This window comes from Microbispora sp. CA-102843 (assembly GCF_050936215.1).
Lineage (GTDB): Bacteria > Actinomycetota > Actinomycetes > Streptosporangiales > Streptosporangiaceae > Microbispora.
Genome location: NZ_JBNJNF010000001.1, coordinates 2,707,795 through 2,729,461, shown reverse-complemented (window position 1 = coordinate 2,729,461; position 21,667 = coordinate 2,707,795). Strand labels below are relative to the sequence as shown.

The 21,667-nt window shown below is 72.1% G+C and carries 20 protein-coding genes; 11 read left to right on the top strand and 9 right to left on the bottom strand.

The genetic code is table 11. The features are described 5' to 3' along the window. Positions 1-73: 73 nt before the first annotated feature. Complete coding sequence (hemG, locus tag ACQEVJ_RS12825; RefSeq protein ID WP_433100483.1) at positions 74-1,507, bottom strand: protoporphyrinogen oxidase; 1,434 nt, start codon at positions 1,505-1,507, stop codon at positions 74-76. A gap of 276 nt (positions 1,508-1,783) precedes the next feature. Here hemG and ACQEVJ_RS12820 point away from each other — a divergent pair, with 276 nt between their 5' ends. Beyond that, positions 1,784-2,962, top strand: a complete 1,179-nt coding sequence (locus ACQEVJ_RS12820; RefSeq protein WP_433100481.1) for an ROK family protein — start codon at positions 1,784-1,786, stop codon at positions 2,960-2,962. Positions 2,963-3,040: 78 nt separating this feature from the next. On the opposite strand, the gene ACQEVJ_RS12815 is transcribed toward ACQEVJ_RS12820, so the two are convergent. Genes ACQEVJ_RS12815 through ACQEVJ_RS12785 form a run of 7 tightly spaced genes read right to left on the bottom strand, consistent with a single transcriptional unit; the run spans position 3,041 to position 9,627 of the window. Next, positions 3,041-4,366: an alkaline phosphatase family protein gene (locus ACQEVJ_RS12815; RefSeq protein WP_433100479.1), complete on the bottom strand. Its 1,326-nt coding sequence runs from the start codon at positions 4,364-4,366 to the stop codon at positions 3,041-3,043. Beyond that, the gene (eboE, locus tag ACQEVJ_RS12810) at positions 4,366-5,487 is read right to left on the bottom strand and encodes a metabolite traffic protein EboE (protein WP_433100477.1); all 1,122 of its coding nucleotides are present in this window, start codon (positions 5,485-5,487) and stop codon (positions 4,366-4,368) included. The genes ACQEVJ_RS12815 and eboE overlap by 1 nt, the downstream gene beginning before the upstream one ends. A gap of 2 nt (positions 5,488-5,489) precedes the next feature. Next, positions 5,490-6,332, bottom strand: coding sequence for a TatD family hydrolase (locus ACQEVJ_RS12805; RefSeq protein WP_433100475.1), 843 nt, complete (start codon positions 6,330-6,332; stop codon positions 5,490-5,492). Positions 6,333-6,337: 5 nt separating this feature from the next. Further along, positions 6,338-6,841 (bottom strand): EboA domain-containing protein, encoded by a 504-nt coding sequence (locus tag ACQEVJ_RS12800; RefSeq protein ID WP_433100473.1) that lies wholly within the window; start codon positions 6,839-6,841, stop codon positions 6,338-6,340. Continuing rightward, positions 6,807-7,646 (bottom strand): sugar phosphate isomerase/epimerase family protein, encoded by an 840-nt coding sequence (locus ACQEVJ_RS12795; RefSeq protein ID WP_433100471.1) that lies wholly within the window; start codon positions 7,644-7,646, stop codon positions 6,807-6,809. Before ACQEVJ_RS12795 ends, ACQEVJ_RS12800 begins: the two co-directional genes overlap by 35 nt. After that, positions 7,643-8,488 (bottom strand): SCO3242 family prenyltransferase, encoded by an 846-nt coding sequence (locus ACQEVJ_RS12790; RefSeq protein WP_433100469.1) that lies wholly within the window; start codon positions 8,486-8,488, stop codon positions 7,643-7,645. The genes ACQEVJ_RS12795 and ACQEVJ_RS12790 overlap by 4 nt, the downstream gene beginning before the upstream one ends. After that, entirely contained in the window at positions 8,485-9,627 is a 1,143-nt protein-coding gene (locus ACQEVJ_RS12785; protein WP_433100467.1) for an inositol-3-phosphate synthase, read from the bottom strand. The genes ACQEVJ_RS12790 and ACQEVJ_RS12785 overlap by 4 nt, the downstream gene beginning before the upstream one ends. Before the next feature lie 497 nt (positions 9,628-10,124). On the opposite strand from ACQEVJ_RS12785, the gene ACQEVJ_RS12780 reads away from it, so the two are divergent. The 5 genes from ACQEVJ_RS12780 to ACQEVJ_RS12760 all read left to right on the top strand — a co-directional run bounded on the left by ACQEVJ_RS12780 (position 10,125) and on the right by ACQEVJ_RS12760 (position 16,476). After that, positions 10,125-10,310, top strand: a complete 186-nt coding sequence (locus tag ACQEVJ_RS12780; RefSeq protein ID WP_433100465.1) for a hypothetical protein — start codon at positions 10,125-10,127, stop codon at positions 10,308-10,310. 147 nt (positions 10,311-10,457) lie between these two features. Then, complete coding sequence (locus tag ACQEVJ_RS12775) at positions 10,458-13,796, top strand: OmpL47-type beta-barrel domain-containing protein (protein ID WP_433100463.1); 3,339 nt, start codon at positions 10,458-10,460, stop codon at positions 13,794-13,796. Positions 13,797-13,933: 137 nt separating this feature from the next. Continuing rightward, positions 13,934-14,575 carry a hypothetical protein gene (locus ACQEVJ_RS12770; protein WP_433100461.1) on the top strand — a complete coding sequence of 214 codons (642 nt, stop codon included), beginning with the start codon at positions 13,934-13,936 and terminating at the stop codon, positions 14,573-14,575. 220 nt (positions 14,576-14,795) lie between these two features. Then, positions 14,796-15,200, top strand: a complete 405-nt coding sequence (locus ACQEVJ_RS12765) for an FIMAH domain-containing protein (protein WP_433100459.1) — start codon at positions 14,796-14,798, stop codon at positions 15,198-15,200. Positions 15,201-15,351: 151 nt separating this feature from the next. Further along, positions 15,352-16,476 (top strand): DUF4349 domain-containing protein, encoded by a 1,125-nt coding sequence (locus ACQEVJ_RS12760; RefSeq protein WP_433100457.1) that lies wholly within the window; start codon positions 15,352-15,354, stop codon positions 16,474-16,476. 4 nt (positions 16,477-16,480) lie between these two features. Here ACQEVJ_RS12760 and hemE read toward each other — a convergent pair whose 3' ends face one another. Continuing rightward, positions 16,481-17,518, bottom strand: coding sequence for a uroporphyrinogen decarboxylase (gene hemE / locus ACQEVJ_RS12755; RefSeq protein WP_433100455.1), 1,038 nt, complete (start codon positions 17,516-17,518; stop codon positions 16,481-16,483). A gap of 498 nt (positions 17,519-18,016) precedes the next feature. Here hemE and ACQEVJ_RS12750 point away from each other — a divergent pair, with 498 nt between their 5' ends. The 5 genes from ACQEVJ_RS12750 (at position 18,017) to ACQEVJ_RS12730 (ending at position 21,536) form a co-directional block, all read left to right on the top strand. Continuing rightward, positions 18,017-18,613, top strand: coding sequence for a DUF3000 domain-containing protein (locus ACQEVJ_RS12750; protein WP_142563873.1), 597 nt, complete (start codon positions 18,017-18,019; stop codon positions 18,611-18,613). Positions 18,614-18,616: 3 nt separating this feature from the next. Then, entirely contained in the window at positions 18,617-19,840 is a 1,224-nt protein-coding gene (locus ACQEVJ_RS12745) for an HRDC domain-containing protein (protein ID WP_433100453.1), read from the top strand. 1 nt (position 19,841) lies between these two features. Next, the gene (locus tag ACQEVJ_RS12740) at positions 19,842-20,237 is read left to right on the top strand and encodes a VOC family protein (RefSeq protein WP_433100451.1); all 396 of its coding nucleotides are present in this window, start codon (positions 19,842-19,844) and stop codon (positions 20,235-20,237) included. Positions 20,238-20,331: 94 nt separating this feature from the next. Beyond that, entirely contained in the window at positions 20,332-20,901 is a 570-nt protein-coding gene (locus ACQEVJ_RS12735; RefSeq protein WP_433100449.1) for an RNA polymerase sigma factor, read from the top strand. Beyond that, the gene (locus tag ACQEVJ_RS12730) at positions 20,898-21,536 is read left to right on the top strand and encodes a hypothetical protein (RefSeq protein WP_433100447.1); all 639 of its coding nucleotides are present in this window, start codon (positions 20,898-20,900) and stop codon (positions 21,534-21,536) included. The genes ACQEVJ_RS12735 and ACQEVJ_RS12730 overlap by 4 nt, the downstream gene beginning before the upstream one ends. The last annotated feature ends 131 nt before the right edge of the window (positions 21,537-21,667 follow it).

The window sequence follows — 21,667 nt, the reverse complement described above, 5'->3', positions numbered from 1 at the left end:
CGGTAGGAGGCGGTGGTCCGGCCGCCGGGTGCCGCCGATCAGGCGCACCGGCGGCCGGCTCCCACGCGGCCGGTCAGGCCCCGGAGGCCGGTGATGCGGCCCGGGTGTCCCGCAGGTGCTCCAGGACGAGCTTGGCGGCGGTCCGGGCGGTCGCGACGCAGGCCGGGACGCCGACCCCCTCGTACGCGGCGCCGCAGACGGCGAGGCCCGGCTGTCCGGCGATCGCGGCGCGCACGCGGGCGATCCGGTCGAGGTGGCCCACGTCGTACTGCGGGAGCCCGCCGCCCCAGCGGGTCACCCGGGTGTCCAGCGGCAGGCCCCGCACGCCCATGATCTCGGCCATCTCGTTCAACGCCAGGGCCGTCAGCTCGGCGTCGTCGCGCTGGAGCACGAGTTCCTCGCCCAGGCGGCCGAGCGAGCACCGCACGATCATGACGTTGCGGTCGGCCTCGGCCAGGTGGGGCCATTTGACGCTGCTGAACGTCGCGGCCTTGACCGGCCTGCCCTCGACCGGCGGCACGAGATAGCCGCTGCCCTCCGGCTGCTCGGGGAATGCCGTCCTGGGATAGGCGAGGGTGACGATCGCCATGCTGGCGTACTCGATGCCGGACAGCTCGGCCGCCGCCTTCGGCACCTCGCGCCCGAGCAGGCGGGAGGCGGGCCGCGCGGGGACCGCCAGGACGACGGCGTCGGCGTCGATCACCTCCTCGTCCCTGGTGGGACCGGTGACCAGCCGCCAGCCGTCCGGCGTCCGGATCAGGTCGCGCACGGTGACGCCGGTGCGGATCTGCGCGCCCGACTCCTTGGCCACCGCGGCGGGCAGCGCGCCCATGCCGTTCCTGAGCGTGGTGAAGACCGGCCCGGCGTCCGCGGGAGCCTCCGCGAAGATGCTCCTGGCCGCCTGCAGCAGCGACCGCTCGGTGCGGGCGACGGCGGCGATCCGCGGCATGGTCGCGTCCAGCGACAGCATGTCGGCCCGGCCCGCGTACACGCCGCCGAGCAGCGGCTCGACCAGCCGATCGACGACCTCGCTCCCCATCCGGGCCCGGATGTACGCCGCCACGGAGACGTCGCCGGTCACGAGCGTGGGCGGCAGGAACTGGTCGAAGGGCACCCGGGCGAGCCCGCCCGGCGACAGGATGCCCGAGCGCGCGAGGGCGACCACGTCCGCGGGGACGCCCATCACCTGCTGCCGGGGCAGCGGGCGCAGCGACCCGCGCGACAGGACGGAGGCCCGGGTCGTGCCGGGGTCCACCAGGTCGTCTCCGAGGCCGGCCAGCCGGGCCAGCTCCTTGCCCTCGGGCCGCCGCGCCAGCATCGACTCGGCGCCCGCGTCGACCTCGACCCCCGCCACCTGCGAGGCGTACAGCTTGCCGCCGACCCTCGGCGCCGCCTCAAGCACTGTGATCCGCAGGCCGGCGTCGGCCCGGTTCAGGTGCAGCGCCGCGGCCAGACCCGCGATGCCCCCGCCGACGACGACCACATGACGACCCGCAATCCCGTCCATGGGGCAAAGCTACCGGCCCGTAGGCGCGGGTTCCGCACCGGCGCGGGGCGTGTCCGCCGCGGAACGGGGAACCCCGCCGCCACGGAGAGAGTACGGATAGTCACATATCGAAACACCGGCCGACAAAGCCGCCAGGAATGCAAGATTCTCAGAAACTTTTCACCTGCTGGGCAAAAAGTAAGGGTTCGCTGTAATAAAGTTGTTGTAGTCAGAGCAGAAGTACGGCCACTTCTGGCACGCACCCGATTCCCCGACCCGAAGAGTGGCGTGAAGCGAATGACGGCTCGCCCCGAGAACCCGCACCAGGCGCGGATCCTGCGCCTCCTGCGTCAGGACGGCGCGCGCTCGCGCGCCGAACTCGGCGAGGTGGCCCGTCTGTCACCGTCGAAGCTCGCCCTCGAGCTCGACCGGCTGACCAAGCTGAACCTCCTCGAATCCGGGGGGCTCGCGGCCTCGCGGGGCGGCCGGCGGTCGGGCATCGTGCGGATCGCCTCACACCTGCGTTTCGTCGGCATCGACATCGGCGCCACGTCCATAGACGTGGGGGTGACCAACGGCGAGCTGGGGGTGCTCGGCCACCTGTCGAAGCCGGCGGACGTGCGGGACGGCCCCGAGGCGGTGCTGGAGCAGGCCCTCGAACTCGTCGGCAAGCTGCGGACCGGCGAGACGACGGAGATCCACGGCGTCGGTATCGGAGTCCCCGGCCCGGTGAGCTTCCTCGACAGGACACCGGTCTCGCCCCCGATCATGCCGGGCTGGGACCGCTTCCCCGTGCGGGAGACGCTGAGCCGGGAGTTCGGCTGCCCGGTGCTCGTGGACAACGACGTGAACATCATGGCACTCGGCGAGCTGCACGCGGGCCTCGCCAGGTCCGTCGGCGACTTCCTGCTCGTGAAGATCGGCACCGGCGTCGGCTGCGGCATCGTGGTCGACGGTGAGATCTACCGCGGGGTGACCGGCAGCGCCGGCGACATCGGCCACATCCGGGTGTCCGACGACGGCCCCCTGTGCACGTGCGGCAACACCGGCTGCCTGGAGGCGTACTTCGGCGGCTCGGCGCTGGCCCGAGACGCCCGGGCCGCCGCGGAGTCGGGCGACTCCGCCTTCCTCGCGGAACGGCTCGCTCAGGAGGGCACGCTGACCGCGGAGGACGTCGCCGCGGCGGCGGCCTCGGGCGACGCCGCCGCCGTACGGATGACCCGCGAGGGCGGCCGGCACGTGGGCATCGTGCTCGCGTCGCTCGTGAGCTTCTTCAACCCCGGCCTGGTGATCATCGGAGGCGGGGTGGCCGGCCTGGGCCACGCGCTGCTCGCGGAGATCCGCAGCGTCGTCTACCAGCGCTCACTGCCGCTGGCGACCGGCAACCTGCCCATCGTCTTGTCCGAGCTGGGCGAGACGGCCGGGATCGTCGGGGCGACCCGCCTGATCACCGACCACGTCTTCTCCGTCGAGTGAGCCGCGCGGCGCCGCGCCCCTCCTGAGACGCCGGACGGCCGCCGCCCCCCGCGGGGGGCGGCGGCCGTCCGCACAGGCTCAGCCCTTCAGAAGCTGTGTGAGCAGGCCCTTGACCTCGGTCGCGGCGTAGGCGTCCTTGTCGAAGGGACCGAGCAGCACCGGCCCGTCCGCCGCCGAGTCGGGCAGGCGGCCGTGGCTGCCGCGCACCGGCTCCGGGTCGAGCGGCACGACCGACATCTTGTAGCGCATGCCCAGCTTCTTGCGGGCCAGCGCCGTGCCGGCGCGCAGCTTCACGAGCGGGTCGTCGGGATCCATGAACAGCTCCGCCGGGTCGTATCCGGGCTTGCGGTGGATCTCCACGAGCTTCGCGAAGTCGGGCGCCCGGTCGTCGGACAGCCAGTAGTAGTAGGTGAACCACGCGTCCGGCTCCGCCACGGCGACGAGGTCCCCGGCGCGCTCGTGGTCGAGGCCGTACTTCACTTTGCCCTCCTGGCCCAGGACCTCGTCCACGCCCGGCAGCTCGGCCACGATGTCGCGTACGCGGGGCAGGTCGGCGGGGTCGTTCACGTAGACGTGGGCGACCTGGTGGTCGGCGACCGCGAAGGCCCGTGAGGCCCAGGGGTCGAGATACTCCATGCCGTCCTGCGTGTGGACCTCCAGCAACCCGGCCCGGCGCAGCGCGCGGTTGACGTCGACCGGGCGGGACGCGTTGGTGATGCCGTACTCGGACAGCACGACCACGGTGGCGTCCTCCCGCAGCAGCGGCGCGAGCGCGGCGTCGACCTCCCGGGCCGCCGCGACGGCCTGGGGCGCGTCGGGCCCGAAGCGCTGCAGGTCGTAGTCGAGGTGCGGGATGTAGACCATGAGCAGGTCGGGCCGTTCCTTGGCGAGGATCCGGCGGGCGGCCGCGATGATCCACTTGGACGAGGTGATGCTCGCCGTCGGCCCCCAGTAGGTGAACAGCGGGAACTCGCCCAGCTCGGCGACCAGGTCGTCGTGCAGCGACGGCGGCCTGGTGTAGCAGTCGGGCTCCTTGCGCCCGTCGGCGTAGTAGATCGGGCGCGGGGTGACGATGAAGTCGCTGGAGCCGCCCATGGCGTACCACCAGCAGACGTTGGCCGTGCGGATCCCGGGCACCGCGTCCCACAGCTGCTCGCCCTGGATCAGCCGGTTGTGCTGCCGCCACAGGAAGACCTCGCCCAGGTCGCGGAAGTACCAGCCGTTGCCGACGATGCCGTGGTCACGCGGCATCGAACCGGTCAGCAGGGTCGCCTGCATCGAGCAGGTCACGGCGGGCAGCACGGGCTTCAGCGACGCGGCGGCGCCGACCTTGGCCACGTTCGGCATGTGCGCCAGCAGGCGCGGGGTCAGGCCGACGACGTTCACGACGACGACGGGCGCCATCAGATCTCCTTAAGTCCGAGGGCGGCGAGCCGCCCTCTGGTCCAGTCGAGCTCGGCCGCGATGCCCTCGGCGACGTCCACCGGGCCGGGCAGCACGCTCCAGGTGTAGGTCTCGACCTCGAGGTGCCGGGTGAGGGGCGCGGTGAGGCCCCCGTCCGGGGTCATGAGCCGCCCGAGCAGGTCCTCCAGGTACGGTGCCGTCGTGGTGAGCGGCGGCGGGGGCGCGGCGTGCAGCGGCATGTGGAAGTGCGTGCGCCACGGCAGGTCCGCCGGGAGCCCGCCTGCCAGCGCCTCCGGCAGGTCGTCGGCGTAGCCGGCCGCGCAGCGCGTCTGGTGGAGATAGCGCTCCTCCTCGTACGCCGCCAGCGCCCGCTGGCCGCCCGGCGGCGCCTCGACGGCCGACGAGACCTGGAGCTTGACGATCGGCAGCCCCAGGCCGGCCGCGTCGGCGGCCTCCTCGAAGCCGACGGCCAGGTGGCAGGCGTCCAGGCAGACGCCGAGGTGCGCGGGATCCACCCCGGCCAGCAGCTCGACCGCCTGCGGGGTGGTCTCCACGATGCAGCCCGGCTCGGGCTCGAAACCGACGCGGATCGTCTTGCCGGTGCGCTCCGCCAGCTCCCGCAGGCCCCGGGTGAGCGCGTCCAGGTTGGCGTTCACGGCCGCGGCCTTGTCCGGCGTCCATCCGGTGCGCCAGGCGAGGGGCAGCGTCGAGATCGAGCCCTCGGTCACGTCGTCGGGCAGCAGCACGGTGAGGATCTCGGCCAGGTCGAGCGTGTAGGCGAGCCGCTGCGGCTCCGCCCAGTCGGGCCGGTACACCCGGAGTTTCACGACCTGGTCGTGGAAGCCCCGGTAGGGGAAGCCGTTGAGGGTGACGACCTCCAGCCCCAGCTCGTCCAGCCGGGCGCGCAGCCGCGCCAGTTCCGCGGGGTCGGCCCGCAGCGCCCTCGCCGCACCCGACGACAGCCACAGCCCGAGGCCGAGCACCGGCGCGCCGGTCAGCGCCCGCACCCGGGCGGCGACACCGGAGAGCTGCTCGTGGATCCCGGCGAGGTCCTCGGCGGGGTGGACGTTGGTGCAGTAGGCCAGGTGGACGACGGAACCGGAGGGATGGAGCAGGCGCATGGTCAGCGCGTCCCGCGCAGGATCGTGTTGCCCTCGTAGTCGCCGCCCGACTCGACGTCGTCCAGCGACAGGCGCCCGCTCTGCCCGTAGAACGCCACAGGGTTGCGCCACAGCACCCGGTCCACGTCCTCGTCGGTGAACCCGGCGGCCAGCATGGCCTCGCCGACCTCGCGGGTCTTCAGCACGTCGCTGCGGCCCCAGTCCGCGGCGGAGTTCACGATCATCCGCTCGGTGCCGTGCTCCTTGAGGATCGCCACCATCCGCTGGGGGTCCATCTTGGTGTCGGGGTAGATCGAGAAGCCCATCCAGCACCCGGCCTCGTGGACCATGCCGACGGTCAGCTCGTTGAGGTGGTCGACGAGGACCTTGCCGGGGTCCATGCCCTTGACCGCGTCGAGCGTGCGCCGGGTGCCCGCCGCCTTGTCGCGGTGCGGCGTGTGCACGAGCACCGGCAGGCCGTGCTCCTCGGCGAGCGCGAGCTGGGCCTCGAGGACGCGGTCCTCCTCCGGCGTCATCGAGTCGTAGCCCACCTCGCCGACCGCGACCACCGAGTCCTTCAGCAGGTAGCGGGGCAGCTCGTCCAGCACGCCCGCGCAGCGCGGGTCGTTGGCCTCCTTGGGGTTGAGCGCGAGCGTGCAGTGGTGGCGGATGCCGTACTGCGCGGCGCGATAGGGCTCCCAGCCCAGCAGCGCGTCGAAGTAGTCGAGGAAGCTGCCGACGTTCGTGCGCGGCTGACCGAGCCAGAAGGCGGGCTCCACGACGGCGCGGACCCCGGCGGCGTACATGCGCTCGTAGTCGTCCGTCGTGCGGGACGTCATGTGGACGTGGGGGTCGAAGATCCTCATCGGAATCAGAGCCTCTCGAGAACGTCGGGGGGAACGGGACGCCCGGCCGCGCGGCGCTCGGCGGCGAAGTCGGCGAGCATGCGGCGCAGCTCCTCGTCGGAGCGCCGGCCGAGGCCCTCGACCGACGCGAGCGGGACGGACATGAAGACGCACTTGAGCACGCCCTGCCGGAAGGCGTGGTCGTCCAGCCAGGCCGAGCCGTACGGGCCGAGCGCGGCGGCGACCAGCCGGGTGTCGTTGGTCCGCAGGGCGTCGTGGACGAGCGGGAGAGCGGCCGGACCGAAGTCGAGCTGCGGAAGCGCCTCCAGGATCTCCAGCCGCTCCCCCGCGTCGCCCTGCCAGTAGAGCTTCATGACGGCCGCCGACGGGTCCGGCAGGGCCTTCGCCAGCGCCCTCAGCAGCTCGGTGCGGGCGCCGGGGCCACCCTCCCGCGCGGCCCGCGGGAACAGCGCGTAGACGGTCTCCGGGTCGCGCTCAACGTCGGCTACGGCCTGCGACAGCCATGTCATGTGCCCTCCTCAGGAAGTCGATCGACCTTCGCGCCACCTCGGGCGCCGCGTGGCTGTGCCTGGCCAGCTCGACGGCGACCAGGCCGCCGAAACCGTCGAGGGCGGCGAGCGCGGGTGGGAAGTCGATCTCGCCCTCGCCGAACTCGAGATGCTCGTGTACGCCCCGCCGCATGTCCTCGATCTGCACGTGCACCAGGTGCGGCAGCGCCCGCTCGACGCACTCGGGCACGTCGTACGGCTCCAGGCAGCGGCAGTGCCCGATGTCGAGGGTGAGGCCGAACCTCGGGTGCCCGCCGAGCAGGTCGCGCAGCCGTTCGTATCCGGCGAGGTCCGCCACGAGCATGCCCGGCTCGGGCTCGAACCCGAGCGTGACGCCCACCTTGTCGGCCTCGGAGAGCAGGCGCTCGCACTGCCGTACGAGCCGGTCCCACGCCTGCTGCTCGGGCACCTCGGGCGGCCGGATGCCGCTCCACAGGTGCACCACGGGGGCGCCGAGGTCGGCCGCGATCCGCATCGCCCGGCACAGGAGGTGCACGCGCACCTCGGCCTCGTCGTGCAGCAGGGTCGGGAAGTGCTTGCGCCGGGGGTCCAGCGTGTAACGGCCGCCCGTCTCGACCGCGAGGGCCAGGCCGAGCCGCCGCGCCAGCGCCGCGATCCGCCCGACCTCCGCCGGGGAGGCGCCGGGCATGAGGTGCCCGTGGTCGAGCGTGACCGCCGCGCCGGTGTAGCCGAGGTCGGCGAGCACCTCCAGCGTCTGGTCGAGCGGATGGTCGCGGAAGCCGTTGGTGCAGTAGGCCCAGATCACGACGTGGCCACCTTCGCCGACAGCCACCGGCCGGCCGGCAGCGCGGCCAGCAGCGCCGCCGCCTGGGCGAGCCTGCCCCGCCCGGCCACCGCGGCCGCCTGCAGCGGGATCAGGCCGAGGATGCTCATCCGCACCGCCTGCCGTACCTGCTCGGGGTCGGGGTCGGCGCGCAGCGCCGCCTGGGCCCGGCCGGCCGTGGCGAGGTAGCCGGCGATCATGGCGGCGGCGCCCAGCCGCCCGGAAGTCTCGCCGCTCCGGCAGGCGACGGCCGCCAGCGCCGCGGACGCGCCGGTCGCGGCCAGCGCCTGGGTGACGGTCGCGGGGGTGGCGCCGTCCACCTCGGCGCGGCCGAGCAGGGTGATCCCGTAGGTGTGGGCGCCGACGGCCAGCGCCATGGGGGCGGCGGCCCGCGTGCGCGGGCCCGCCCCGAGCAGGACATCGAGCGCGCGGCAGGCCGCCATCGCGGCCGGGCCCGCCACGGTGTGCTTGAGACGCAGGTCGTAGGCCCAGGCGGCGCCGGCGAGCAGGCTCGCGATCGCGAGCCCGCGCCGTCCGCCGAAGACCGCGGCGGTGGCCACCCCGGCGCCGGTCAGCGCGGCGGCGAGGCCGAGCGCCCCGCCGGGGCTGATCCGGCCGGAGGGGATGGGCCGTTCCGGGCGCTCCTTCGCGTCGATCTTCCGGTCGGACCAGTCGTTGAGCGCCATTCCGGCCCAGTAGAGCAGCACCGACGCGGCGGCGAGGCCGGGCCGGGCCGATCGTCCGGCCGCCGCCGCGCCGGCGAGCGTGTCCCCGGGAACCGACAGCGCGGCGGGCGCGCGGACCAGCTCCAGCCAGGCCCTCACGGCTGTCCCTCGGACAGAGCCTGCGCGAACGCCACCAGCCGGGCGTACTGGGTGGGCAGGTCGTGACCTGCGCCGCCCAGCGGGTCCTTGAAGAAGTAGCCGAGCTCGGGGAGCACCCCGCCGTGCCCGGTCTCGTGGGCCCGCGCGACGAGCCGGACGAGGTCGAGGACGAGCGGGGCGGCCAGCGCCGAGTCGCAGCCCTGCCAGGTGAACTGCATGGTCATCCGGACGCCGAGGAAGCCCTCGAACGTGATGTGGTCCCAGGCGGTCTTCCACTCGCCGAGGTCGGCCACGTAGTCGATGTGCGTCAGGCCCTCGACGTCCTCGCCCACGATCGCGGGGACGGCCCGCGCCTTGCTCGCCGACTTGCTCTCCCGGGCCGCCGGGTCGGCCAGCGTGACGCCGTCGCCGCCGCCGAGGAGGTTGAGCCCCGACCACGAGCGGACCCGCAGCGCGCGGCCGGCGAACATCGGCGCGAGCGCGCTCTTGACCAGCGTCTCCCCGGTCTTGCCGTCGCGTCCCGCGTACGGCAGGCCGCTCCGCCGCGCCAGCTCGTCCAGCGCGGGCGGCGTCGGGCCCGCGGAGGGGGTGAACGCGACGTAGCCGCAGCCGGCCGTGAAGGCCGCGTAGGCGTACAGGGAGCTGGCGGGCAGCACGTCCTGACCGGACGCCAGCGCCTCCTCCAGGTCGGCGAGCGTGGCGTGCGGCACCTCGGCGGGGGGCTCGGTCGACGACACGTCCACCACGACGACGCGGGACAGGCCGTGCCGCTCCCGGAAGTCCGCGATGTCGCCGGCCAGCCGCCGGGCGGCCTCCGCCTGGCTCTCCTCGCCGGGGACGTAACCGTGCCGGATCTCGGCCTCGGCCGCGTCGAGATCCGCGGCGAGCAGGGTCGTCAGGACGGGAGGGAGCACGCCCGCCTGGGCGAGCAGCTCGGCCCTCTTGCGCAGCGGGGTCGCGACCACGTCGTGACCGCCGAACACCAGCTCGCCCAGGGGGGTGAAGTCCCCCGGGAAGCCCGAGGCCTCGATGACGCAGCCGGTGGGCGGGGCCGCTCCCGCACGAACCGCTGCCGCCCCAACCACCGCCGTGGTCGCGACGGACCCCCGGGCGCCGACCAGCCAGACACCGATGGGCACTGTAACTCTCCCGTCAACTCGGGTATGAAGGATGACCCGGAACATTCGGATAGTAAGAGGGATGTTTCGTCACTGACAAGCAAAAGTTTCTTGCGGGCTACAGAAAGTTCACCCACCTGCACGGGAACAGCGCATCCGACTCCCAGCCGTCGGCCCACTCGGGTCCGATAGCGTCGGCAGACGCGGCCGACGCCGCCCCTCCAAGCTCTCTCAGGAAGTCTGACTTTGTCCTCTGAGAAGAGAAAGTTCAAACGATCATGGAAAAACTTCTTCCCTGCTAGGTAAAAGTGGCGTAACTTGCTCGCCAAGTGCTCCGCACAGTCATGAGGGGTCGGAGTGAGACGAACGGCGGTACCCATGGCAGGACATCCAGTGGTTCTCCGCCACGGCGACGGCCGTCACCCCTGACCGTCCCGTCCGCTCCTGAGGAGTCACCAGCGGCTCGCCGCGCCATCGGGGGGATCGAGGTTCTTCATGCAGATGGAGTCAGCAAGACGATGAGTGCGTACGAAGAAGAGATGGAGACGGCCGGCAACGCGAAGTTCTTCCGCGGCGTGGGCGCCAAGGGCTCCCACAACCCGATGCACGAGCAGGACAACGCCCCCGGCGACGCGTCGCACCCGGGCCAGTCCCTGCAGCACGCGGACCTGAGCTACACGAACATGTCCGCTCTGCGCGGCTGACGACTTCGACGAGTACGGCGGACCGCCACGCGTTCGACCAGTTCCACCGGCACGCGGCGGCCCGCCTTTCCCTGCCACCCCCCTGAAAGAAGAGGCGCAGTAGATTTGAAGCGTACTCGCATTCTGGTCGGCGCTCTTGCCGCCGCGTTGACGCTCCCGTTTACGGCGGCGCTCACCGCCGCTCCGGCCCAGGCGCACGACGACGCGCTGCACTGGGAGAACTACGAGAAGGTCACCCTCACCAAGAACGTCGGCGAGCCGATCGACATGGCGGTCCTGCCTGACAAGCGGGTCCTGCACACCGCCCGCAACGGCGCCGTCCGGCTGACCGACCCCGCCACCGGCGTCACCAAGATCATCAACACGATCGACGTCTACAACAACTCCGAAGACGGACTGCAGACGATCGGCATCGACCCCGACTTCGAGCAGAACAAGTGGGTCTACGTCTACTACGCGCCCAGGAAGCTGACCGGGTCGGGGTACCCGGCGGAGACCCCGGCCGGGTCGTCGCCCAACTCCCTGCCCGCCGGCGCGGACGAGTCCTACTGGAACCAGTGGAAGGGCTACAACCAGCTCTCCCGGTTCAAGTGGACCGGCGACAAGCTCGACCTGTCCACCGAGCAGGTCATCATCAAGATCGGGACCAACCGCGGGCAGTGCTGCCACGTCGCGGGTGACTTCGACTGGGACGACGAGGGCAACCTCTACCTGGCCACCGGCGACAACACCCCGGCCAGTGCCCCCGGCGCCAACGGCTTCGCGCCCAACAACGACGCCCCGGGCATGAACCCCGGCTTCGACTCCCGCCGCGGCGCCGGCAACACCAACGACCTGCGCGGCAAGATCGTGCGGATCAAGGTGCAGGAGGACGGCTCCTACACCGTTCCCGACGGCAACCTGTTCCCGAAGGGCACGGCCAAGACCAGGCCCGAGATCTTCGTGATGGGCGTGCGGAACCCGTTCCGCATGGACGTCGACTCCATCAACGGCACGGTGTCGTGGGGCGACTACGGACCGGACGCCGGCGCCGCCGACCCCAACCGCGGGCCGATGGGCTACGTCGAGTGGAACATGGTCCCGCTCAACAAGCCGGTCAACGCGGGCTGGCCGTACTGCACGGGCCACAACTTCAACTACAACAACTGGGACTACGCGAACTCCAAGCCGCGTGAGTGGTTCGACTGCGCGGCGGGGCCGAAGAACACCTCTCGCTGGAACACCGGCCTGGAGCAGCTTCCGCCCGGATTCCCGGCGACCCTGTACTACGGTGACCGCGCCGGCGACCAGCCCGCGGAGTGGTCCGGGCTGACCGAGTTCGACCCGGTGCAGAACGGCCAGGGCCCGATGGGCGGACCGGTCTACCACTACGACCCGGACAACCCTTCGCCGACCAAGCTGCCGGCCTACTGGGACAAGAAGTACTTCTTCGGGGAGTTCTCCCAGGACTACCTCGCGGCCTTCACCGCCGCGGGACCGGATGGCCCGGTCACCAACATCGAGCACTTCCTGCCGAACAGCGCGCTCAAGACCGCGGCGCTGCCCGTCACCGACGGCCCGATGGACCTGGAGTTCGGCCCCGACGGGTCGCTGTACGTGCTCGAGTACGGCAGCAGCTTCTTCCGGGAGAACCCCGAGGCGGGCCTGTACCGCATCGACTACTCCCCCGGCAACAAGGCCCCGCAGGCGAAGATCACCGTTGACAAGACGTCGAGCAGCGAGGCTCCGCTCACCGTGCAGTTCAGCGGCGCCAAGTCCAGCGACACCGAGCCGGGCGACCTCACCTACGAGTGGGACTTCGACGGCGACGGCACCTTCGACGCCAAGGGCGTGACCGCGACCCACACCTACGACAAGCTCGGGCAGTACACCGCCCGGCTCCGGGTGACCGACGAGCAGGGCAAGTTCGCGCTGACGAGCATCGAGATCACCGTGGGCAACACCGCGCCCCAGGTGAGCATCGAGACCCCCGGCGACGGCGGCTTCATCGACTGGGGCAACGGCGTGCCGTTCACCGTCAAGGTCACCGACAAGGAGGACGGCGACAACCCGACCTGCAGCCGGGTGCAGTGGACGTTCGGCCTCGGCCACGACACCCACGCCCACCCGCTGACCACCGGCACGGGCTGCACCGTCACCTGGGCGACCCCCGTCGACGCGCCCGAGCACGGCGTGACCGAGAACATCTTCGGCGTGGTCGTGGTGAGCTACAAGGACAACGGCCACGGCGAGATCCCGCCCGCGACGGGCGACGCGGCGCTCATCCTCAACCCCAAGCTGATGCAGGCCGAGCACGCGGACGAGCTCCAGGGCGTCACCAAGACCCAGGACCCGACGGCCTCCGCTCTGTCGAAGATCACCTCGTTCGACGCCGGCGACTACATCGCCTACGACCCGGTGAACTTCTCCGGCATCACCTCGGTGAAGACCGTGGCCACCGGCGCCGGCACCCTGTCGCTGCGCTGGAACTCGCCGACCGCGACCCCGTTCGCGACGATCGCGATCCCGGCCGGCTCCGGCTGGCAGACGGTGACCACGGCGCTGCCGAACGCCCCCAAGGGCAGCGGCAAGCTGTACGTCACCTCGACCGGCGGCGTGGACCTGGACGCGTTCACCTTCGTGGGCGACGGCGTCGCCGACAAGACCCCGCCGACCGTGACGGCCACCCTCAACCCGGCCCAGCCGAACGGCGAGAACGGCTGGTACACCGGCAACGTGACGCTGACGGTCGCCGCGACCGACAACGGCACGGTGGCGAGCCGGCAGTACTCGGTCAACGGCGGCACCACCTGGTCGAACGCCAACAACCCGGTGACGCTGAGCACCGAAGGCTCTACGGAGGTCCGCTACCGCGCGACCGACAGCGCCGGCAACGTCTCGCAGATCGGCACCGTCACGGTGAAGATCGACAAGACCGCGCCGGTGACGACCGCGACGACCGACCCGGCGCAGCCGGAGGGCGGCTCGTTCACCGGTCCGGTCACGGTCACGCTGAAGGCCGTCGACAAGGACCAGGGCAGCGGGGTCGGCAAGACCGAGTACCGCCTCGACGGCGGTGACTGGACCGCCTACACCGAGCCGGTGAAGGTCACGGGCGACGGCTCGCACACGCTGGCCTATCGCTCGACCGACAAGGCCGGGAACGTCGAGGTGGTCAAGACGCTCACGCTGACGATCTCCACGCCGTCCTCGCCGCAGGTCAAGCTGACCGTCACCGCCACGTCCCGCTGCATCGGCACCTCGGCGTACCTGGCGGTCACGGCCGTCAACAACGGTGACGTGCCGGCGACCGTGGAGCTGACCACTCCGTACGGTTCCAAGACCGTGGCCGACGTGGCTCCGGGCAAGCAGGCCTACCAGTCCTTCAACACCCGGGCCGGGCAGATCGACGCGGGCAAGGTGACCGTCAAGGGCACCGCGACGATCGGCGGCAAGCAGGTCACCACGTCCTACGACGCCTCCTACAACGCGATCGCCTGCGGCTGAGCTGCTCACACCGCGGTCAGCTTCGCTGACCGCCCGGCGGTGACCACGGTCCACACGACGAGGACACCGCCACAGCACAACCGGGGCCGGCCGGCCGACCAGCCGGCCGGCCCCGCCCCCATAACTGGAGCCATCACATGAAGATCAACAGGACTACCCAGATACTCGCCGCGTCGGTGCTCGGTCTGTCGCTGGCCGGTGTGGCCGGTCCCGCGCTGGCGGCCGACGACCCCGGCACCGGCAACGGCGACGGCATCGACGTGTCGGTGAACATCGAGCCCACCACCACTCCCGGTCAGCTGTCGATGACCGTGGCCGACAACAACGGGGTGTCCCTCACGGAGGACGGCTCGGATGCCGCCGCCCGCCAGTTCACCGGCACCCTGCCGACGGTCACGGTGACCGACACCCGCCTGCCCGAGGAGATCCCCGCGGGCGAGTTCTGGGCGGTGGTCGGCCAGTCCAGCCAGTTCACCGCGACCGGAGACTCCGCCAAGACCATCGGCCCGCAGTACCTGGGATGGAAGCCGCGCCTGCTGAGCGACTCCTCCACCGGGGCGGTGTCGGCCGGTGAGCCGGTCTCCAGCGTCATCTCCGACGGCACCGGAGCCCCCACCGTGGGTCTGGAGGGCCAGGAGCTGCTCGCGTCGATCGCGAACTCCGCCGACGAGATCGGCACCTCCCAGGTCAACGCCGACCTCGCCCTGCGCACCCCGGTCGACGTCGCCGCCGGCGAGTACCACTCGACCCTGACGCTTTCACTGTTCAACCAGTCCTGAGCCGCAGGCAGGATGCCACCGCCCGGTGCAGGTGTCCGGGACGTGTGCGAGTCCGGCACACGTCCCGGACGTTCTTTCACGATGAGACGGGAGACACCCTGTTGACCAGGAGCAGTCCGCGGGGCGCCCTCGCCCTCCTCGCCGTCCTTCACTCGTTCCCGAATCGACCTCGATCACGCCGGTCTTCTCCGCCACGGACGACACGTCCGGGGTGGCGAGCGTGACCGCGGCGATCGGCGACCTGCAGGTCGAGTCGGGCGAGGCGCTCCCCCTGTGGAAGCTGCCGCTCGGCGAGAACGAGCTGGTCGTGACCGCCAAGGACAAGGCCGGGCACGCCACGAAGAAGACGGCGGCCTTCACCGACACGACCTCCTTCGAGGACGTGAAGGCCCTCCTCACCGCCTTCCAGAGCGCCGGCACGGTGACCGCCGGGCCCAGAAACGTCCTGTTCGCGCAGCTCGACCAGGCGGCCAAGCAGGCCGGCATGGGCAAGAAGGACAACGCGATCAAGGCCCTGGAGCGGTTCGTCGGCTTCGCCGGCGACGCCAAGCGGGTGACCGACAAGGCCGCGGGCGACGCGCTCATCCGCGACGCGAAGGCGCTGATCGAGCGCCTGCGCGGCTAGCAAGACGTCCCGTGGGTCCGGCCCGGCCCGGCCGGACCCACGGGGCCCCACACCCCTTCGAAACAGAGGCGCCGGCGACCACGGCGGCATCGTGATGCCATCGTGATCGCCGGCGCCGAACTGTCCGTATCGGTAATCCGATGTAAAGGACATGAGGCGAATCCGGTACGGCGCGGCGGCCCTGGTGGCCGTCGCCTTTCTGTTGACGGGTTGCGGCGGCGGCTCGGATGTGTCCGGCATGGACACGGCCGGCAGCGCCGCCGCCCCCGCGGCGCCGGCCGCGGACGCCCCCACGGCCAGGGGCACGGTTCAGAGCGAGCAGCGGGCGCCCGCCGCAGGCGGCGGGAGCGGCGGGCAGGAGAAGGTCAGGATCGACCCGGCCGACCGGGCGATCATCTACCAGGCCGAGCTCACCGTCGAGGCCAAGGACGTCACGGCGGCGGCCGACCGCGCCAAAGCGATCGTGACGGGCGCGGGCGGGTACGTCGCCGAGGAGCGCAGCGAGTCCGTCTCCGGCGGCGACCAGTCGACGATCATGTTCAAGGTGCCCCCGGCGCGCTACGCCGACGTGCTGGCCCAGCTCGGACGCGACCTCGGGAAACGCACATCGGTGCGGCAGAACGCGCAGGACGTCACCGAGGAGGTCGCCGACGTCGCCAGCCGGGTGAAGTCGGCCGAGGCCGCGCTCGGGCAGTTCCGCACGCTGCTGTCGAAGGCGAACAAGATCGGCGAGATTCTGGAGATCGAGCGGGAGATCTCCAACCGCGAGGCCGATCTGGAGTCGCTGCAGGCCAGGCAGAAGGCCCTGGAGACGCAGACCGGCATGGCCACCGTGACGCTCACCCTGATGCCCCCGCCTCGATCCTCGGCCCGGCATGAGAAGAAGGAGGACGCGTCCGGCTTCCTCGCCGGGCTGCGGGCCGGGTGGGACACCCTGACCGCCTCGACCGTGATGGCGCTGACCGTGCTGGGCGCGCTGCTGCCCTGGATCGTCGTGGCCGTGGTGGTGTGGCTGGCCGTCCGGATCGTCATGCGCCGGATGCGCCGCCGTGCCGCCCCGCCGGCCGGTCCCGTGCCCCCCGGTGCGGTTCCTCCCGGGTCCGTCCCTCCCGCTCCCCCCGTTCCTTCCGGGCACGGGCCCGGCTCCCCCGCGGGTCCCGCCCCCACGGGCGGCCCTGACGGGCCGCCGCGCTTCACGTCGCCTGAGCCGGCCCCCCGCGAGGACCTGGACGAAAACCAGGATCAGGGCCGGGAGTCCGAGCGCACGCCGGGGTAACGCCTCAGCGGGCCGACGACTCGTGGACGAAGTCGGTGAGCCGGGCGAGCTGGTCGGGGTCGGTCGAGGGAAGCACGCCGTGGCCGAGGTTGAACACGTGCCCCTCGGCCACCCGGCCGCGTTCGAGCACGTCCCTGGCCCGCCTCTCGACGACCTCCCAGGGCGCGAGCAGGATCGCCGGGTCGAGGTTGCCCTGCAGGGCCTTGCCCGCGCCCACGCGCAGCGCGGCCTCGTCGAGCGGCACCCGCCAGTCGACGCCCACCACGTCGGCGCCGGCCTCGCCCATGAGGCCGAGCAGCTCGCCGGTGCCGACGCCGAAGTGGATGCGCGGCACGCCGAGGTCCGCCAGGCCGGCGAAGATCCGGCTGGTGTGCGGCAGCACGTAGGTGCGGTAGTCCTGCGGCGCGACCGCGCCCACCCACGAGTCGAAGAGCTGGACGGCCGAGGCCCCGGCCGCCACCTGCACGCGCAGGAAGGCGAGCGTGATCGCGCCGAGCCGCTCCATCAGCTCGTGCCACAGCTCGGGCTCGCCGTACATCATGGCCTTGGTGCGGTCGTGGTTCTTGGAGGGACCGCCCTCGATCAGGTACGACGCGAGCGTGAACGGCCCTCCGGCGAAGCCGATCAGCGGGGTCCCGCCCAGCTCTCCGGTGAGCGCGCCGATCGCCTCCGTCACGTAGGGGACGTCGTCCGGCTCCAGAGGGCGCAGGACCTCCATGCCCGCCTTGTCGCGGATGGGGGTCCCGACGACCGGGCCGACGCCCGGCTTGATGTCCAGGTCGACGCCGACGGCCTTGAGCGGGACCACGATGTCGCTGAAGAAGATCGCCGCATCCGTGCCGTACCTGCGGACCGGCTGCATGGTGATCTCGACCACGAGTTCGGGCGTGGCGCAGGCGGTGAGCATCTCGACGCCCGCGCGCACCCTGCGGTACTCGGGCAGCGACCGCCCGGCCTGGCGCATGTACCAGACCGGCGTGTGCGGAACGGGCTCGCGCCGGCAGGCGCGAATGAAAACGGAATCGGCGAGCTGGGGTTTCACGGCACCAGCCTGCCATGTCCGGGTGCCGCCCGGCGCCTGGACCCACGACCTGGGGCTCCAGAACGACGCGAGGAAGGCCGTTGATCGCGTAAGGTGAACCCCATCCCCTCCTGTGAGTCATCTCACAGCTCGGCAATGTGTTCGCCAATCGGCCATCCGGCATCGATTCCAATACCACTTTCGAGACACGCCGAGTGCGATGCGGGGAAATGTCGCCGGGACGTGCCAACGTCGGATCAGTCCCGAGCGACCGCCACGACCGTGGATCCGACGAGAGGCCCCGGAGCGATGACTTCGATGTGGAGTTCCCCCGAACGCCGCACTGAGCACTGTGCCGGCAGCGACGCCGCGCGCCCCGCCCGCACGCGCGGACGCGCCCCGGCACGGAGGGCCGACCGGGTGGCGGCTCGACTGGCGGCGACGGTTTGACGACTTCCGATGCCCCCCACAGCCACCCCCCTGCTTCGCGCTCTCCCGAATCCGACCTACTCTTCCGTCATGACCCTCGGTGAACCGCCTGCGCCTCCCGCCGCCTTCCGGCGCGCGCTGGAGACGTTGCGCCCCGCCGAGGTACGGCCGGAGATCGAGCTGGAGGACATCCCCGCGCCCCAGCGGCTCGCGCCGTACTCCGGTGCCGTCGGGGCGTCCGTGTACCGTGACGACGACGAGCTCGCCGTCGGCCGCCTGATCATGCTGTTCGACCCCGAGGGCCAGCGCGGCTGGGAGGGCCCGTTCCGCCTCGTCGCCTACGTACGCGCCGACATGGAGCCCGAGATGACCACAGACCCGCTGCTGGGGCCGGTGGCCTGGAGCTGGCTGACCGAGGCGCTCGACGCCCACGGCGCGAGGTACGCCGCGGTGGGCGGCACGGTCACCCGCGCCGTCTCTGAGGGATTCGGCGGCAAGGCGGACGACCCCGTCACCACGGAGATCGAGCTGCGGGCCTCGTGGTCGCCGCTCGACGAGGACCTGTCGCCGCACGCGGCCGCCTGGTGCGACCTCATGTGCCTGGCCGCGGGCATCCCCCCGCTGCCACCCGACGTCGCCACGCTCCATCCGCGCCCCGCCCGCCGAGATGATCCGAAAGTTCCTTAGCCCGTGACAGAACCCGTAGTCCAGCCTCTGTTGGAGCCGCGCGAGGGAATCCCGCCCGTCATCGAGGACTCCGCCGCGCTCGCGGCCGCCGTGGACGCCTTCGCCCGTGGGACGGGACCGGTGGCCGTCGACGCGGAGCGCGCCTCCGGATACCGCTACAGCGGCCGCGCCTACCTGGTGCAGCTGCGCCGGGCAGGCGCGGGCAGCGCGCTGATCGACCCGATCAAGTGTCCCGACCTGTCCGCGCTCGACGAGGCCGTACGCGACGCCGAGATCGTCCTGCACGCCGCGAACCAGGACCTGCCGTGCCTGGCCGAGCTGGGCTTCCGCCCGGGACGGCTGTTCGACACCGAGCTGGCCGGTCGGCTGCTCGGCTACGAGCGGGTGGGCCTGGGGACCATGGTCGAGCTCGTTCTCGGCCTGCGGCTGGAGAAGGGGCACTCCGCGGCCGACTGGTCGTCCCGCCCGCTGCCTGAGGACTGGCTGCGCTACGCGGCGCTCGACGTGGAGGTGCTCGTCGAACTGCGCGACGTCCTTCACGCCGAGCTGGCCGCCACCGGCAAGCTGGAGTGGGCGCTGGAGGAGTTCGCGTCGATCCTGGCCGCTCCCGCTCATCCCCCGCGTACCGACCCGTGGCGGCGCACCTCGGGCATCCATCGGGTGCGCACGCTGCGCGGGCTCGCCGTGGTGCGGGAGCTGTGGACGCTGCGCGACGAGATCGCACGGGAGGCCGACCTCGCGCCGGGCCGCGTGCTGCCCGACTCGGCGATCGTGCAGGCCGCCCTCGACCAGCCGCGCACGACCAAGGCCCTCACCGAGATCACGCCATTCGTCGGCCGCAGCGCCCGCCGCCACCTCAACGACTGGCTGGCGGCGGTGAACCGGGCCCGCACGATGCCGGAGCCGGCGCTGCCGCAGCCCGTGGGGCCCGGTGACGGCCCTCCCCCGGCCAACCGGTGGGCCGACAGGGACCCGGCCGCCGCCAAGCGGCTCGCGGCGGCACGGGCCGTCGTCGCCGCGCTCGCCGACGAGCACCGCATGCCGACGGAGAACCTGCTCCAGCCCGACGCCGTACGCAGGCTGACCTGGGAGCCGCCCGCGCCGATCAGCGAGGAGACCGTGGCGGCGCGGCTGCGCGCGCTGGGCGCGCGGGAGTGGCAGATCGGCCTGACCGTCCACCCGCTGGCCAAGGCCCTCGAACGGCTGGAGATCAAGGGAGAGGTCTGACATGCGCGGCTACGGCCCGGACGTGGACTCCCCCTTCGGCTACCGCCTGCACCACGTCCAGCTCGCCATTCCGCCCGGGGCGGAGGACGACTGCCGCGCCTTCTACGTGGACGCGCTCGGGATGACCGAGATCGGCAAGCCCCCCGTGCTCGCCGCGCGCGGGGGCCTGTGGGTGCGGGCCGGGGCCCTGGAGATCCACCTCGGCGTGGAGGAGGACTTCCGCCCCGCGCGCAAGGCACACCCGGGCATCCTGGTGACCGGCCTCGACGACCTCGCCACGCGTCTGGAGGCCGCCGGCGTCGAGGTCGCCTGGGATCCGCACTTCCCCGGTCACCGCCGCTTCTACGCCCACGACAACGTCGGCAACCGGCTCGAATTCCTCTCCCCGGAGACCTGACCGGCGCGTACGACCAGCGATTGAAAAGAATGAAGCATTTCGGCCTGGCTCGGTAAGTACAGGTGACCGCATTCGCCAGGAAAGGCCGAGATGCATGACTACCACCCGCGAAGTCGTCGCGGCGGATGATGCGACCCTCATCGAGAGATCGCTGCACGAGCCGGAGGTCTTCGCCGTCCTGTTCGACCGGCACGCACCGCTCCTCCACCGCTATGTGACCAGGCGGCTGGGACCCAGCGACGCGGAGGACGTCGTAGCCGACACCTTTCTGGCCGCCTTCCAGAGCCGGGGCGACTACGACCGGGGCCGCCCCGACGCCCGCCCATGGCTGTACGGCATCGCCTCGAACATGATCGGGAAACGGCGGCGCGCCGAGACCAGCCTCTACCGCGCGTACCTCCGCAGCGGCGTGCACCCGGGGGAGATACCGGGCGCGCAGGTGGAGGACGGAGTCAACACCCTGGCCGTCAACCGGCCGCTGGCGCGGGCCCTGCTGCGGCTCAAACGGGCCGACCGCGACGTGCTGCTGCTCGTCGCCTGGGCCGGGCTGAGCTACCAGGAGGTCGCCGACGCGCTCGCGATCCCCCCGGGCACCGTCGCCTCGCGGCTCAACCGGGCCCGCAACCAGATTCGCCAGGATTTACCAGAGGGAGATTGGCAATGAACGCGCTCACCGGCATGTGGCAGAACGTTCCGGCGGCCTCGCGGGACGACCTCGCCGGGGCCAGGCGGCGGCTGCTGGACGGGATGCAGGCCCGGCGGCCCGCCCTCACCACCTCCCGGCGGCGGTTCGTCACCGCCCCTCGGCTGCTGGTCGCGGCCGGCGTCGCGGCGGCGGCCGTCACCGCACCGCTGGTCGCCAGCGGCGGGACCCCGGCGTACGCGGTGACCGAGAACCCCGACGGCACGATCACGGTGGCTCTCAACGAGATGCGCGACCCCGAGGGACTGCGGGCCGATCTGCTGGCGGCCGGCGTCACGGCCGACGTGTCGTTCCTGGCGCCGCACACGCGGTGCGCGGACTCCCGGTTCGAGGGCGTGGACCCCTCGTACGGGTCGCGGGGCCACACGGAGGCGCAGTTGCGGAAGGGCGTGGAACGGTGGCGCTCGTTCGAGGCGACCCGGGTGGTCGACGTCCGTGAGATCAGAATCCGTCCGGAGTTCATCCGGCCGGGCGAGACGCTCGTCCTGGAGTTCCGCGACAACCAGGACGCGCAGCGGCCCTGGAGGCTCGGCGCCTGGCTGGCCAAGGCCGGCTCGCCCGTGAAGCCCTGCACGCCCGTGGCCGACGCCGGCTGAGCCCTTCCGCGTCCTGCCGGTGACGGGACGGATGGAGCAGGCAGAAGCTCCTGGAGGTACGCGATCGGCAGCGGCCGGCGTACGTCCAGGAGCTTCCTCTCCCGGCAGCGGCCCCTCTGACCGCGCGGCCA